This window comes from Pseudomonas sp. 18-147 (assembly GCF_051048045.1).
GTDB classification, from domain to species: Bacteria; Pseudomonadota; Gammaproteobacteria; order Pseudomonadales; family Pseudomonadaceae; genus Pseudomonas; species Pseudomonas aeruginosa.
Genome location: NZ_CP182296.1, coordinates 6,154,862 through 6,167,483, shown reverse-complemented (window position 1 = coordinate 6,167,483; position 12,622 = coordinate 6,154,862). Strand labels below are relative to the sequence as shown.

Sequence of the window (12,622 nt, the reverse complement as noted above, 5' to 3'; positions counted from 1 at the left end):
CAGGCGGAACCGGAACGGACGGTTTTATCCACTGCCGCGATAGGCCATGATGGGGCTCGATCCGTGTGGAGAGTCCCATGCCGTTGCCGTCTCTGAAAGACCAGTTCGGCGCGCTGATCGCCGCGTCTTCCGTCAGTTGCACCCAGCCCGAGCTGGACCAGACCAACCGCCCGGTGGTCGACCTGCTGGCCTCCTGGCTGGGCGATCTAGGCTTCCGCTGCGAGATCCGGGAAGTCTCGCCGGGCAAGTTCAACCTGCTGGCCAGCTACGGCAGCGGTCCCGGCGGGCTGGTGCTGGCCGGCCACAGCGATACCGTGCCCTACGACGAAGCGCTGTGGAGCAGCGATCCGCTGCGCCTGGACGAGCGCGACGGCCGCTGGTACGGCCTCGGCAGTTGCGACATGAAGGGCTTCTTCCCGCTGGCCATCGAGGCCTTGCTGCCGCTGCTCGACCAGCCGTTCCGCCAGCCGCTGATGATCCTCGCCACCTGCGACGAGGAAAGCTCGATGGCCGGCGCCCGTGCCCTCGCCGAAAGCGGGCGACCGCTGGGTCGCGCCACGGTGATCGGCGAGCCGACCAACCTGCGGCCGATCCGCCTGCACAAGGGGGTGATGATGGAGCGCATCGAGATTCTCGGGCAGAGCGGCCATTCGTCCGATCCGAACCTCGGCCGTAGCGCCCTGGAGGCCATGCACGCGACCATCGGCGAGCTGATGGCGCTGCGCGGGGAATGGCAGCGGGCCTGGAACAACCCGCAGTTCAGCGTGCCCCAGCCGACCCTGAACTTCGGTTGCATCCACGGTGGCGACAATCCCAACCGCATCTGCGGCCAGTGTTCGCTGGAATTCGACCTGCGCCCGCTACCCGGCATGCAGCCTGAGCAGTTGCGCGAGGCGATCCGCCAGCGCCTGCGGCCGCTGGCCGAACGGCACCAGGTGAGCATCGACTACCAGCCGCTGTTCCCTGCCGTGCCGCCGTTCGAACAGGCGCAGGACAGCGAACTGGTACGCGTCGCCGAACGCCTGACCGGGCATCGCGCCGAGGCCGTGGCGTTCGGTACCGAGGCGCCGTACTTCCAGCGCCTGGGCAGCGAGACCCTGGTCCTCGGCGCCGGCGACATCGCCTGTGCCCACCAGCCCGACGAGCACCTCGAACTGGCGCGTATCGAACCGATGGTCGGCGTGCTGCGCCGGCTGATCCAGCATTACTGCCTGACGCCCGCCGCCGACTGAAGCGCGGCGTGGCCGGCGACCAGCTCGAAGCCGCCGTTGATGACGAACTGCACGCCCATCGCCACCAGCAGGAAGCCGACCACTCGCGAGATGGCGTCGATCCCGGATTCGCCGAGGAACTTCATGATGCGCCCGGAGCTTTGCAGGGCGATCCAGAAGATCAGCGCGGTGAGCAGGGTGACGGTGATCGCCGCGAGGTGGATGAACAGCGGAATGCTTCCGTAGGTGGATTGCAGCGTCGACGCCGAGCTGACCACCAGGGCGATGGTCCCCGGCCCCGCGGTACCCGGCAGGGCCAGCGGAACGAAGGACAGGTCGCGGAAGTGCGGGGTGATCTTTTCCTCGTCCGACAGCAGGTCGTGCTGGACTTCGGTCTCGTCCGGCGTGGTGGCGGGGAACAGCATGGTGAAGCCGATATAGGCGACGATCAGCCCGCCGGCGATGCGCAGGCCTGGAATGGAGATGCCGAACACCTGCATCACCAGGCTGCCGCCGTAGAAGCTGACCAGCATGATCAGCGCCACGTAGAGGCTGGCCTTGAATATCTGCCGGTTGCGCTCCGCCGGCGGCAGGCTGCCGCCGAGGCCGAGCAGCAGTGAGACGCTGGTCAGCGGGTTGGCTACCGGGAGCACGGCGAGCAGGCCGACCAGGACGTGATGGAAGTATTCGCTCATGGATTTTCCTCGTTCGCGTGGGTGCGCGCCGGACGGCACGGCGAACGAGGCAGCCTAGCGAAAAAGCGCTGTGCGAGTTAACCGGGGTTTTCGGATAGTTTTTTTCAAAAATAGTGGTAAAACGGTTCGGTCCGGTCCCAGGCCCCGTACCATGGTCGAATCCCGCCGCTGCGGGGCCGCCGAGGGTTTAAACTCGCGCGTGATCCATCCGTCTCGTTAACCAGAAAGTGAGGAGAAGCCTGTCGATGTTGCTGCGACGACGATAACGGCGCCCTTCGGGCCGTCCCGGCCGCTCACGCTTTGCTCTCGCTCACGAAACGACAGGCTTTCCCCACCATGCCCGACTACGTCAACTGGTTACGTCACGCTTCGCCCTACATCAACTCGCACCGGGACCGCACCTTCGTGGTCATGCTCCCCGGCGAAGGGGTGGAGCATCCCAATTTCGGCAATATCGTCCACGACCTGGTCCTTCTCCACAGCCTCGGTGCGCGCCTGGTGCTGGTGCACGGTTCGCGTCCGCAGATCGAGGCGCGCCTGGCCGCGCGCGGCCTGGCTCCGCGCTATCACCGCGACCTGCGAGTGACCGATGCACCGACCCTGGAGTGCGTCATCGACGCCGTGGGTAGCCTGCGCATCGCCATCGAGGCGCGGCTGTCGATGGACATGGCCGCCTCGCCGATGCAGGGCGCGCGCCTGCGGGTCGCTGGCGGCAACCTGGTCACCGCGCGGCCGATCGGCGTGGTCGAGGGTGTCGACTATCACCATACCGGCGAGGTCCGTCGCATCGACCGCAAGGGCATTGGCCGTCTTCTCGACGAGCGCAGCATCGTCCTGCTCTCGCCGCTGGGCTACTCGCCGACCGGGGAAATCTTCAACCTGGCCTGCGAAGACGTGGCCATGCGCGCCGCCATCGACCTGGAAGCGGAAAAGCTGATTCTCTACGGCGCCGAACAGGGCTTGCTGGACGCATCCGGCAAGCTGGTCCGCGAACTGCGCCCGCAGCAGGTGCCCGCGCACCTGCAACGGCTGGGCAACAGCTACCAGGCCGAGCTGCTGGACGCCGCGGCGCAGGCCTGCCGGGCCGGGGTCAAGCGCAGCCATATCGTCAGCTACACCGAGGACGGCGCGCTGCTCAGCGAGCTATTCACCCGCACCGGCAACGGCACCCTGGTCGCCCAGGAGCAGTTCGAGCAGTTGCGCGAGGCGGGCATCGAGGACGTTGGCGGGCTGATCGAGCTGATCCGCCCGCTGGAAGAGCAGGGCATCCTGGTACGCCGTTCCCGCGAGGTGCTGGAACGCGAGATCGAACAGTTCAGCATCGTCGAGCGCGAAGGGCTGATCATCGCCTGCGCCGCGCTCTACCCGATCGCCGATTCCGAGGCGGGCGAGCTGGCCTGTCTGGCGGTCAACCCGGAGTACCGCCACGGCGGGCGTGGCGACGAACTGCTGGAGCGGATCGAGGAGCGCGCGCGCGGACTCGGCCTGAAGACCCTGTTCGTGCTCACCACGCGGACCGCGCATTGGTTCCGCGAGCGCGGCTTCCAGCCCAGCAGCGTCGAACGGCTACCGGCGGCGCGGGCCTCGCTGTACAACTTCCAGCGCAATTCGCAGGTATTCGAGAAGAGCCTGTGATCCGCCGGCGCGTCCCTGGGCGCAGGGGCGCGCCGGCTTGGCTCAGTTGCTGATCAGGCCGAGGATGCTCGCCTGGTAGGCGGCGACGAAGGTATCGAAGTCGCCATCCTGGTCGCGTTCCAGCTCCGTCTGTTCGGCCAGGGAGTCGCTGGCCATCTTCTCGAAGCGCGCCTGCTCTTCGGCGGCCAGCGGATGCTGGCGGAAATACTCCGCGTGTTCGCGGCTCTGGCGCAGGGAGAACGCTTCGAAGCTCTCGCCGCGCTCGCGCATGACCTTCAGCACCTGCGCCGAAGGCGTCAGTTCCGCATCGGCCACCTTCGCCCGCTGCGCTGCCAGCGCCGCCGCGTGGGCTTCGCCGCCGCGCGCGCGGTCGAGCAGCGCCGCGGTGTCGGCGATTCGTTCGAGCAGCTCGTTCGCCCAGACCTGCAATTCCACCGGCTGGCCGCGACGTTGCAATTGCAGGCCCGGCCGCCTGCCTTCCTTGACCACGGCGAGGAAGTTGTCGGTGGCGTCGCTGCACTCGCCGTTCAGCAGCGGGCTGTCGCTGAACGCGCAGAACAGCAGGAAGGCGTCGAGGAAGCGCGCCTCGTCCAGGTCGATGCCCAGCGGCAGGAACGGGTTGATGTCCAGGCAGCGCACTTCCACGTACTGCACGCCGCGAGCGGCCAGGGCCTGCACCGGACGCTCGCCGGTGTAGGTGACGCGCTTTGGCCGGATGCTCGAGTAGTACTCGTTCTCGATCTGCAGGATGTTGGTGTTCAGCTGCACCCATTCGCCATCCTGCTTGGTGCCGACCTTCTCGTAGGGCGGGTAGGGCGTGCTGACCGCCTGGCGCAGGCTGTCGATGTAGCTCTGCAGGTCGTTGTAGCAGGGCGTCAGGCCGGCCTGGGCGTTGTTCTGGTAGCCCAGGTCGCTCATCCGCAGGCTGGTGGCGTAGGGCAGGTAAAGCGTGTGTTCGTCGAGGCGCTCCAACTGGCTCGGGCGGCCACGCAGGAAGCCGGCGTCGAGGGCCGGCGAGGCGCCGAACAGGTACATCAGCAGCCAGCTGTAGCGGCGGAAATTGCGAATCAGGGCGATGTAGGCGGCGGACTGGTAGTCGCGTTCCGACAGCTCGCTGCCTTCGGCCTGGCGCAGCAGCGGCCAGAGCCTCTCCGGCAGGGAGAAGTTGTAGTGGATGCCGGCGATGCACTGCATGGTCTTGCCGTAGCGCAGCGCCAGGCCCTTGCGGTAGACGTACTTCAGGCGGCCGATCAGCGAGCTGCCGTAGCGGGCGATCGGGATGCTCTCCTCGTCCGGCAGCTCGCAGGGCATCGATGGGCTCCACAGGTATTCGCCGTCCAGTTTCGAACTGGCGAAGCGGTGGATGCGCTCGAGATCGCCCAGAGTGTCGGCGACGTCGGTTTCCGTGGGCGTGATGAACTCCAGCAAGGCCTCGGAGTAGTCGGTAGTGATCTGCGGATGGGTCAGGGTCGAACCCAGCGCCCGGGGGTGGGGGGTGAGCGCCAGCTTGCCGTCGCTATCGACTCGCAGGCATTCGCGCTCGATGCCATGCAGGCACTCGGTCAGCAGGGGCAGGTTGGCTGCGGCGCCGAGCAGAGCCAGGCGGCGGGAGAGAAGATCGCTCAAGTCGGGATTCCTTGTGATCGCGTCCCAGATCGGTCGCCCCAATATGAGGGTGGACCGAGCGGTCTACAAGAGGGAGGACGTAAATGCGTTTTCGCTTCGTCCTGGGGCCGGTCGCCGCGACTTCGGCGGGAGCCGTCGAGGCGGGCGCCCGGCACGGATCGGGATCGCCGTTGCGCGCCATTCTGCCGCATGGCGGCCGCGCCGGTTTACAACTGGGCGAAGGTACCTTGTCCTTTCGCGACCAGTTTGTCGCCTTGCCGCACCTCGGCTTCCACCACCAGGCTGCGGCGCCCGGCATGGAGGACGCGGGCGACGCAGCGCACCTCGCCGTCGGCGACGGCGCGGATGTAGTTGATCTTGCATTCCAGGGTGACGCTCTGGCGGTCGAAACCATGGGAACTGGAGCAGGCCAGCCCCATGGTCACGTCCATCAGCGAGAACAGCGCGCCGCCGTGCATGACCCCGCCGCGGTTGCGCAGGTGCGCGGCCATCGGCAGGCGTACCTCGGCGACGCCGTCGCCGAGGCTGACCGGGTCCAGGCCGACCAGTTCGCTGTAGGCGCTGATCATCTGCTCGCGGGCGGGCATCTCGCTCATGGACGGCTCCGTCACTTCTTCTTCAGTTGCTTGGCGTTGGCGAACAGCGCGGCCATGGCGTTGTTCGCCGGCGGCGCGCTCTGTCCGCGCGGGGCGCCACGCTCCTGGCGCGGCTGGCCGCTGCCGGTGGGACGCCCGCCGCGCTGGCCTTCGACCTTCTCGCCGGGGGTGTCGCTCATGCGCATGGACAGGCCGACACGGTTGCGCGGGATGTCCACTTCCATGACCTTGACCTTGACGATGTCGCCGGCCTTGACCACTTCGTACGGATCCTTGACGAACTTCTCGGACAGCGCCGAGATGTGCACCAGGCCGTCCTGGTGGACGCCGATGTCGACGAACGCGCCGAAGTTGGTGACGTTGGTCACCACGCCCTCCAGGACCATGCCCGGCTTGAGGTCCTTGAGGCTCTCGACGCCTTCCTGGAATTCTGCGGTCTTGAACTCCGGACGCGGGTCGCGGCCGGGCTTGTCGAGTTCCTTGAGGATGTCGGTGACGGTCGGCAGGCCGAAGGTCTCGTCGGTGAACTTCTTCGGGTCGAGGCGCTTGAGGAACGCCGAGTCGCCGATCAGCGAGCGGATGTCGCGCTCGGTGTCGGCGGCGATGCGCTGCACCAGCGGATAGGTCTCCGGGTGCACCGCCGAGGCGTCCAGCGGGTTGTCGCCGTTCATCACGCGGAGGAAGCCGGCGGCTTGCTCGAAGGTCTTTTCGCCCAGGCGGCTGACTTTCTTCAGCTCGTCGCGGGTGCGGAACGCTCCGTTGGCGTCGCGGTGCGCGACGATGTTCTGCGCCAGCGTCGAGTTGAGGCCGGAGATGCGTGCCAGCAGGGCGGCGGAGGCGGTGTTGACGTCGACGCCGACGGCGTTCACGCAATCCTCGACCACCGCGTCCAGGCTACGCGCCAGCTTCAGCTGGGACACGTCGTGCTGGTACTGGCCGACGCCGATCGACTTGGGCTCGATCTTCACCAGCTCCGCCAGCGGGTCCTGCAGGCGACGGGCGATGGATACGGCGCCGCGCAGGGACACGTCCAGCTCGGGGAACTCCTTCGCCGCCAGTTCGGAGGCGGAATACACCGATGCGCCGGCTTCGCTGACCATGATCTTGGTCAGCTTCATGCCCGGATACTTCTTGATCAGTTCGCCGGCCAGCTTGTCGGTCTCGCGGCTGGCGGTGCCGTTGCCGATGGCGATCAGCTCGACCTGGTGCTTGGCGCACAGCGCGGCGAGCACGGCGAGGGTCTGGTCCCACTGGTTCTTCGGCGCATGTGGGTAGACGGTGGCGGTGTCCAGCAGCTTGCCGGTGGCGTCGACCACCGCGACCTTGACCCCGGTGCGCAGGCCCGGGTCGAGGCCGAGGGTGGCGCGCGGGCCGGCCGGGGCGGCCAGCAGCAGGTCGTGCAGGTTGCGCGCGAACACGCTGATCGCCTCGTCCTCGGCGCCGTCGCGGAGCTCGCCGAACAGGTCGGTTTCCAGGTGGGTATAGAGCTTGACCTTCCAGGTCCAGCGCACCACCTCGGCCAGCCACTTGTCGGCGGCGCGGCCCTGGTTGGACAGGCCGAAGCGCTCGGCGATCATGACCTCGCATGGGTGCAGGGTGCCCGGCGCTTCCTCGCCGACCTTCAGCGAGGCGCTGAGGACGCCTTCGTTGCGTCCGCGGAAGATCGCCAGGGCGCGGTGCGACGGGGCGCTTTTCAGCGGCTCATCGTGTTCGAAGTAGTCGCTGAACTTGGCGCCTTCCTGTTCCTTGCCGGGGACCACGCGGGCGGTCAGGGTCGCTTCGTTCTTCATGAACACGCGCAGCTTGTCGAGCAGCGTGGCGTCTTCGGCGAAGCGCTCCATGAGGATGTACTTGGTGCCTTCCAGCACCGCCTTGACGTCGGCGAAGCCTTTCTCGGCGTCGACGAAACGCGCGGCCTCGCTTTCCGGGACCAGGGTCGGGTCGTCGAACAGTGCGTCGGCCAGCGCGCCGAGGCCGGCTTCCAGGGCGATCTGGCCCTTGGTGCGGCGCTTCTGCTTATAAGGCAGGTAGAGGTCTTCGAGACGGGTCTTGGTGTCGGCGAGCTTGATGTCGCGGGCCAGTTCGGGGGTCAGCTTGCCCTGTTCCTCGATGCTGGCGAGGATCGCGCCGCGGCGTTCTTCCAGTTCGCGCAGGTAGCGCAGGCGCTCTTCCAGCATGCGCAACTGGGTATCGTCGAGGCTGCCGGTGACCTCTTTGCGGTAACGGGCGATGAAGGGAACGGTGGAGCCTTCGTCGAGCAGGGCGACGGCAGCGGCGACTTGCTGCGGTTGAACGCGGCCGGAGGGCAGTGCGGAGAGCTCTTCGGCGATACGGGTGTTGATGCTGTCCATTGATCCACCTGGTAAAACGAACGAAAACGGGCCGTGTAGACAACGCCCCGCCGCAAAAGCGCCGCATTATACCTGCCAAGTTTCGCCTTGGAGGGCGGCTGGTCGGGGAAAAATCTGCTAACAATGGACAGTCCGGCCCAGCCGCTACCTGGGCGATAATGCCCGCCTGACTCATTCTGGGAGTTTCTATGTCGAACCCTGCCGCCCTGGCCGAAGGTGAAAAGATCCTCGTCGTCGACGACGACGCCCGCCTGCGCCGCCTGCTCGAACGTTTCCTCGACGAGCAGGGCTACCGCGTCCGCGCGGTGGAGAACACCGAGCAGATGGATCGCCTTCTATCCCGCGAACTGTTCCAGCTGGTTGTGCTCGACCTGATGCTTCCCGGCGAGGACGGCCTCACTGCCTGCCGCCGCCTGCGCGAACAGAACAACCAGGTGCCGATCATCATGCTCACCGCCAAGGGCGACGAGGGCAGCCGCATCCAGGGCCTGGAACTGGGCGCCGACGACTACCTGGCCAAGCCGTTCAACCCGCGCGAACTGCTGGCGCGGATCAAGGCCGTGCTGCGCCGCCAGGCGCCGCTGGTGCCCGGCGCGCCTGCCGGTGCCGACGAGGTGGTGACCTTCGGCGACTACCAGCTGTTCCTCGCCACCCGCGAACTGAAGAAGGGCGACGAGGTACACATGCTGACCACCGGCGAGTTCGCCGTGCTCAAGGCCCTGGTGCAGCACGCCCGCGAACCGCTGACCCGGGACAAGCTGATGAACCTCGCCCGTGGCCGCGAGTGGGATGCCCTGGAGCGTTCCATCGACGTGCAGATCTCGCGCCTGCGCCGGCTGATCGAGCCGGATCCGTCCAAGCCGCGCTATATCCAGACGGTCTGGGGCGTCGGCTACGTGTTCGTGCCGGACGGCAACGCGCGCAAGGCCTGAGTCTCCGCGCGGCCGGTGCAGCGATGCACCGGCCGCGTCGTCTTACCCGCAACAGGCGTCGGCCCCGTCCGCCGGCGCGCAACCGGTCCGATCGATGAAAACGCCGCTCTGGTTCCCGCAAAGCTTCTTCGCCCGCACCCTCTGGCTGGTGCTGATCGTCGTGCTGTTCTCCAAGGCGCTGACCCTGGTCTACCTGCTGATGAACGAGGACGTGATCGTCGACCGCCAGTACAGCCACGGCGCGGCGCTGACCATCCGCGCGTTCTGGGCTGCCGACGAGGAGTCGCGCGCGGCCATCGCCAAGGCTTCCGGCCTGCGCTGGGTGCCGAGCAGCGCCGACCAGCCCGGCGAGCAGCACTGGCCGTACACGGAAATCTTCCAGCGGCAGATGCAGATGGAGCTGGGGCCGGACACCGAGACCCGCCTGCGTATCCACCAGCCGTCGCAGCTCTGGGTGCGCGCACCGAGCCTCGGCGAAGGCTGGCTGGCGGTGCCGCTGTATCCGCATCCCTTGCGTGGCCAACGGATCTGGAGCGTGCTCGGCTGGTTCCTCGGCATCGGCCTGCTCTCCACCGCCGCCGCCTGGATCTTCGTCCGCCAGCTCAGCCAGCCGCTCAAGCGCCTGGTGGTCGCCGCCCGCCAGTTCGGCCAGGGGCGCAGCGTGCGCCTGCCGCTGGGACCGGAGACGCCGAGTGAAATGGCCGAGGTGTATCGCGCCTTCAACCAGATGGCCGAGGACATCGAGCAGGGCGGGCGCGAACGCGAATTGATGTTGGCCGGTGTCTCCCACGACCTGCGCACCCCGCTGACGCGCCTGCGCCTGTCGCTGGAGTTGCTGCCGGAGAGCGAACGGGAGATGGTCGAGGACATGATCCGCGACATCGAGGACATGGACGCGATCCTCGACCAGTTCCTCGCCTTCATCCGCGACGGCCGCGACGAGCCGGTGGAGGAGGGCGACCTGACCGACCTGGTGCGCGAGGTCGTGGCGCCGTTCAACCAGACTCGCGAGCAGGTGCGCATGGCCTTGCAACCGGTACCGGCGATGCCGTTGCGGCGTGTGTCGATGAAGCGTCTGTTGGGCAACCTGATCGACAATGCCCTGAACCACGGCGGCGGTTCGGTGGAGGTGGCCAGCTACGTGGCCGGCGAAAGCGCGGCGCCCTACGTGGTGCTGAGCGTGCTCGATCGCGGCCAGGGCATCGATCCCGCGGAAGTGGACAGCATCTTCAATCCCTTCATCCGTGGCGACAAGGCGCGTGGCGGCAAGGGCACCGGCCTCGGCCTGGCGATCGTCAAGCGCATCGCCGCCCAGCACGGCGGCAGCGTCGAACTGCGCAACCGCGATGGCGGCGGCCTGGAAGCGCGGGTCTGCCTGCCGCTGGGGTTGCTGCTGCCGCGCGGCGCGGCCTGATACCCGACGGGTTTGTGCCGTTCCAGCGGCACTTCCCGCCCCCTCTCGCGCTTACGGAGAAGGGCGCGCCCCGTCCCTACCAGCGCAACCGGTTTCCCTCGAGCACCGCGGTCTTCCCGTAAGGCCAGGCTCGGTTCTGCGCACCATGCCCGCTGGGCAGGTGGTGGTAGAGCGGCACCTCGATGGCGGCGGCGTATTCGCCGAAGATCCGCTCCAGGCTGTGGGCGACTTCCTTGCGCGGGCAATCGGTGAACGAGCCCAGGCAGATCGCGCCGAGCTGGCGCGCGTCGATGCTTTCGAGCAATTGCCAGAGGCTGCGCTCCAGGCGGTAGTAGGGTTCGCCGACGTCCTCCAGGACCAGGATCGACCCCGCCGGGGCGTGCAGGCCGCCGAGTGTGCCGGCCATGCAGGCCAGGGCGGTGAGGTTGCCGCCGATCAGCGCGCCTTCGACGCGTTGCTTGTGTCCGCCGAGGTGCTGCACCGGGAGTTCATGGTCGATTCCGGCCAGCAAGCGGCTGACCGAGGCCAGAGAGGCTAGCCGCTCCTGCTGCTCGCGGGGGGCGCTCAGCGGCGACAGACCGAGTCCGGTGGCCACCGGGCCGTGGATCGCAGGCAGGCCGTGGCGGTGGAAAGCGCTGAGCAACACCGAGATGTCGGAGAAACCGATCAGTGGCCGCGGAGAGGCCGCCTGCAGGCGCCCCCAGTCCAGGCCCGGCAGCAACTGGCCGCAGCCGTAGCCGCCGCGCAGGCACCAGACCGCGGTGATGTCCGGCATGTCGAAGGCGTTGTGCAGGTCTTCCAGGCGCTGCTCGACCGTCCCGGCGAGGTAGCGGTAGCGGGCTTCGACGTGGCGGCCGAGATGGTAGTCCACGCCGTGCACTTCCAGTTGCCGCAGGGTCGCCTCCAGCACGTCGGTGGCGATGGCCGAGGCTGGCGCGATCAGCGCCACCCGGCCGTCGATGGGCTGCCAGGTCTGGTCGGAGGAAGGACGAGAGGTCATGCGGCGATTCCGTGAAGCGTCAGGAAAGGATTCGAGTGCCGGAAGAGCCCGGGGTTCGGCGGGGTTTCCGGCATCGGTTGCGGCGGTGCTTCATTCAAGCGTGGCATGGACCTTCTGTCGAGGCCGGGATCGCCAGCGTAATGCGGTGCGTCCGATGCGCTGGGACAACGCATGCGTTGTCTGGTCCGGCTCACCCCTTTCCCTTCGTCCTGGCCAGGTGGGGGCCGCCGTTCTTTTCCAGGTACTGGATGATGATTCCGGCGATGTCCTTGCCGGTGGTGGATTCGATACCTTCCAGGCCCGGCGAGGAGTTCACCTCCATTACCAGCGGACCATGGTTGGAGCGCAGGATGTCCACCCCGGCGACGTTCAGGCCCATCACGCGGGCGGCGCGGATGGCGGTCATGCGTTCTTCCGGGGTGATCTTGATCAGGCTGGCGCTGCCGCCTCGGTGCAGGTTGGAGCGGAACTCGCCGGGCGCTGCCTGGCGCTTCATCGAGGCGATCACCTTGTCGCCGACCACGAAGCAGCGGATGTCGGCGCCGCCGGCTTCCTTTATGTACTCCTGGACCATGATGTTGTGCTTGAGCCCCATGAAAGCCTCGAGCACCGATTCGGCGGCCTTCTCGGTTTCGCAGAGGACCACGCCGATGCCCTGGGTGCCCTCCAGCAGCTTGATCACCAGCGGTGCGCCTCCGACCATCTCGATCAGGTCCGGGACATCGTCCGGGGAATGAGCGAAGCCGGTCACCGGCAGGCCGATGCCCTTGCGCGAGAGCAGTTGCAGCGAGCGCAGCTTGTCCCGCGAGCGAGCGATGGCGACCGACTCGTTGAGCGGGAACACGCCCATCATCTCGAACTGGCGCAATACCGCGCAGCCGTAGAAGGTCACCGAGGCGCCGATGCGCGGGATCACCGCGTCGAAGCCCTCCAGCGGTTGTCCCCGGTAGTGGATCTGCGGCTTGTGGCTGGCGATGTTCATGTAGGCGCGCAGCGTATCGATGACCACCATTTCATGGCCGCGCTCCCGCCCGGCCTCCACCAGGCGACGGGTCGAGTAGAGCCGGGGATTGCGCGACAGCACGGCGATTTTCATTCAGCACCTGTGGATGGGTTGGACCGGCTGGCGGGCAGCGGCGGCGAGGCTGTAGGTTGTCGTCGC

At 67.4% G+C, this 12,622-nt stretch carries 10 protein-coding genes; 4 read left to right on the top strand and 6 right to left on the bottom strand.

Features of this window, described 5'->3' with window-relative positions; genetic code table 11:
• The first annotated feature begins 77 nt into the window (after positions 1–77).
• Positions 78–1,232 carry an acetylornithine deacetylase gene (gene argE, locus ACM0M4_RS29095; RefSeq protein ID WP_030047076.1) on the top strand — a complete coding sequence of 385 codons (1,155 nt, stop codon included), beginning with the start codon at positions 78–80 and terminating at the stop codon, positions 1,230–1,232.
• Here the strand turns inward: argE and ACM0M4_RS29090 are convergent.
• Positions 1,205–1,906, bottom strand: a complete 702-nt coding sequence (locus ACM0M4_RS29090; RefSeq protein ID WP_003096266.1) for a MarC family NAAT transporter — start codon at positions 1,904–1,906, stop codon at positions 1,205–1,207. The two genes, argE and ACM0M4_RS29090, sit on opposite strands and share 28 nt — an antisense overlap.
• Positions 1,907–2,242: 336 nt before the next feature.
• Here ACM0M4_RS29090 and argA point away from each other — a divergent pair, with 336 nt between their 5' ends.
• Positions 2,243–3,541, top strand: coding sequence for an amino-acid N-acetyltransferase (gene argA / locus ACM0M4_RS29085; RefSeq protein ID WP_003096265.1), 1,299 nt, complete (start codon positions 2,243–2,245; stop codon positions 3,539–3,541).
• A 42-nt stretch (positions 3,542–3,583) separates the two neighbouring features.
• On the opposite strand, the gene gshA is transcribed toward argA, so the two are convergent.
• The 3 genes from gshA to ACM0M4_RS29070 all read right to left on the bottom strand — a co-directional run bounded on the left by gshA (position 3,584) and on the right by ACM0M4_RS29070 (position 8,114).
• Positions 3,584–5,167: a glutamate--cysteine ligase gene (gene gshA / locus ACM0M4_RS29080; RefSeq protein WP_003100075.1), complete on the bottom strand. Its 1,584-nt coding sequence runs from the start codon at positions 5,165–5,167 to the stop codon at positions 3,584–3,586.
• Between the two features lie 206 nt (positions 5,168–5,373).
• Complete coding sequence (locus ACM0M4_RS29075; protein WP_042115369.1) at positions 5,374–5,736, bottom strand: PaaI family thioesterase; 363 nt, start codon at positions 5,734–5,736, stop codon at positions 5,374–5,376.
• A gap of 38 nt (positions 5,737–5,774) precedes the next feature.
• On the bottom strand, positions 5,775–8,114 hold the full coding sequence (locus tag ACM0M4_RS29070) for a Tex family protein (protein WP_095558080.1): 2,340 nt from the start codon (positions 8,112–8,114) through the stop codon (positions 5,775–5,777).
• A 188-nt stretch (positions 8,115–8,302) separates the two neighbouring features.
• Here ACM0M4_RS29070 and amgR point away from each other — a divergent pair, with 188 nt between their 5' ends.
• Positions 8,303–9,046, top strand: a complete 744-nt coding sequence (gene amgR, locus ACM0M4_RS29065; RefSeq protein ID WP_003096259.1) for a two-component system response regulator AmgR — start codon at positions 8,303–8,305, stop codon at positions 9,044–9,046.
• A 94-nt stretch (positions 9,047–9,140) separates the two neighbouring features.
• Complete coding sequence (gene amgS / locus ACM0M4_RS29060; RefSeq protein WP_003096258.1) at positions 9,141–10,460, top strand: two-component system sensor histidine kinase AmgS; 1,320 nt, start codon at positions 9,141–9,143, stop codon at positions 10,458–10,460.
• A 76-nt stretch (positions 10,461–10,536) separates the two neighbouring features.
• Here amgS and ACM0M4_RS29055 read toward each other — a convergent pair whose 3' ends face one another.
• Positions 10,537–11,460, bottom strand: a complete 924-nt coding sequence (locus ACM0M4_RS29055; protein WP_003100070.1) for an LD-carboxypeptidase — start codon at positions 11,458–11,460, stop codon at positions 10,537–10,539.
• Positions 11,461–11,650: 190 nt separating this feature from the next.
• Positions 11,651–12,556: a 30S ribosomal protein S6--L-glutamate ligase gene (gene rimK / locus ACM0M4_RS29050; protein ID WP_003096254.1), complete on the bottom strand. Its 906-nt coding sequence runs from the start codon at positions 12,554–12,556 to the stop codon at positions 11,651–11,653.
• Positions 12,557–12,622: the final 66 nt, after the last annotated feature.

What these genes read in the sequence shown, in the direction of transcription:
- rimK (WP_003096254.1), bottom strand. Translation starts at nt 12,556, where the DNA reads ATGAAAATCGCCGTGCTGTCGCGCAATCCCCGGCTCTACTCGACCCGT.
- ACM0M4_RS29070 (WP_095558080.1), bottom strand. Translation starts at nt 8,114, where the DNA reads ATGGACAGCATCAACACCCGTATCGCCGAAGAGCTCTCCGCACTGCCC.
- argA (WP_003096265.1), top strand. Translation starts at nt 2,243, where the DNA reads ATGCCCGACTACGTCAACTGGTTACGTCACGCTTCGCCCTACATCAAC.
- ACM0M4_RS29090 (WP_003096266.1), bottom strand. Translation starts at nt 1,906, where the DNA reads ATGAGCGAATACTTCCATCACGTCCTGGTCGGCCTGCTCGCCGTGCTC.
- ACM0M4_RS29075 (WP_042115369.1), bottom strand. Translation starts at nt 5,736, where the DNA reads ATGATCAGCGCCTACAGCGAACTGGTCGGCCTGGACCCGGTCAGCCTC.
- amgS (WP_003096258.1), top strand. Translation starts at nt 9,141, where the DNA reads ATGAAAACGCCGCTCTGGTTCCCGCAAAGCTTCTTCGCCCGCACCCTC.
- argE (WP_030047076.1), top strand. Translation starts at nt 78, where the DNA reads ATGCCGTTGCCGTCTCTGAAAGACCAGTTCGGCGCGCTGATCGCCGCG.
- amgR (WP_003096259.1), top strand. Translation starts at nt 8,303, where the DNA reads ATGTCGAACCCTGCCGCCCTGGCCGAAGGTGAAAAGATCCTCGTCGTC.
- ACM0M4_RS29055 (WP_003100070.1), bottom strand. Translation starts at nt 11,460, where the DNA reads ATGACCTCTCGTCCTTCCTCCGACCAGACCTGGCAGCCCATCGACGGC.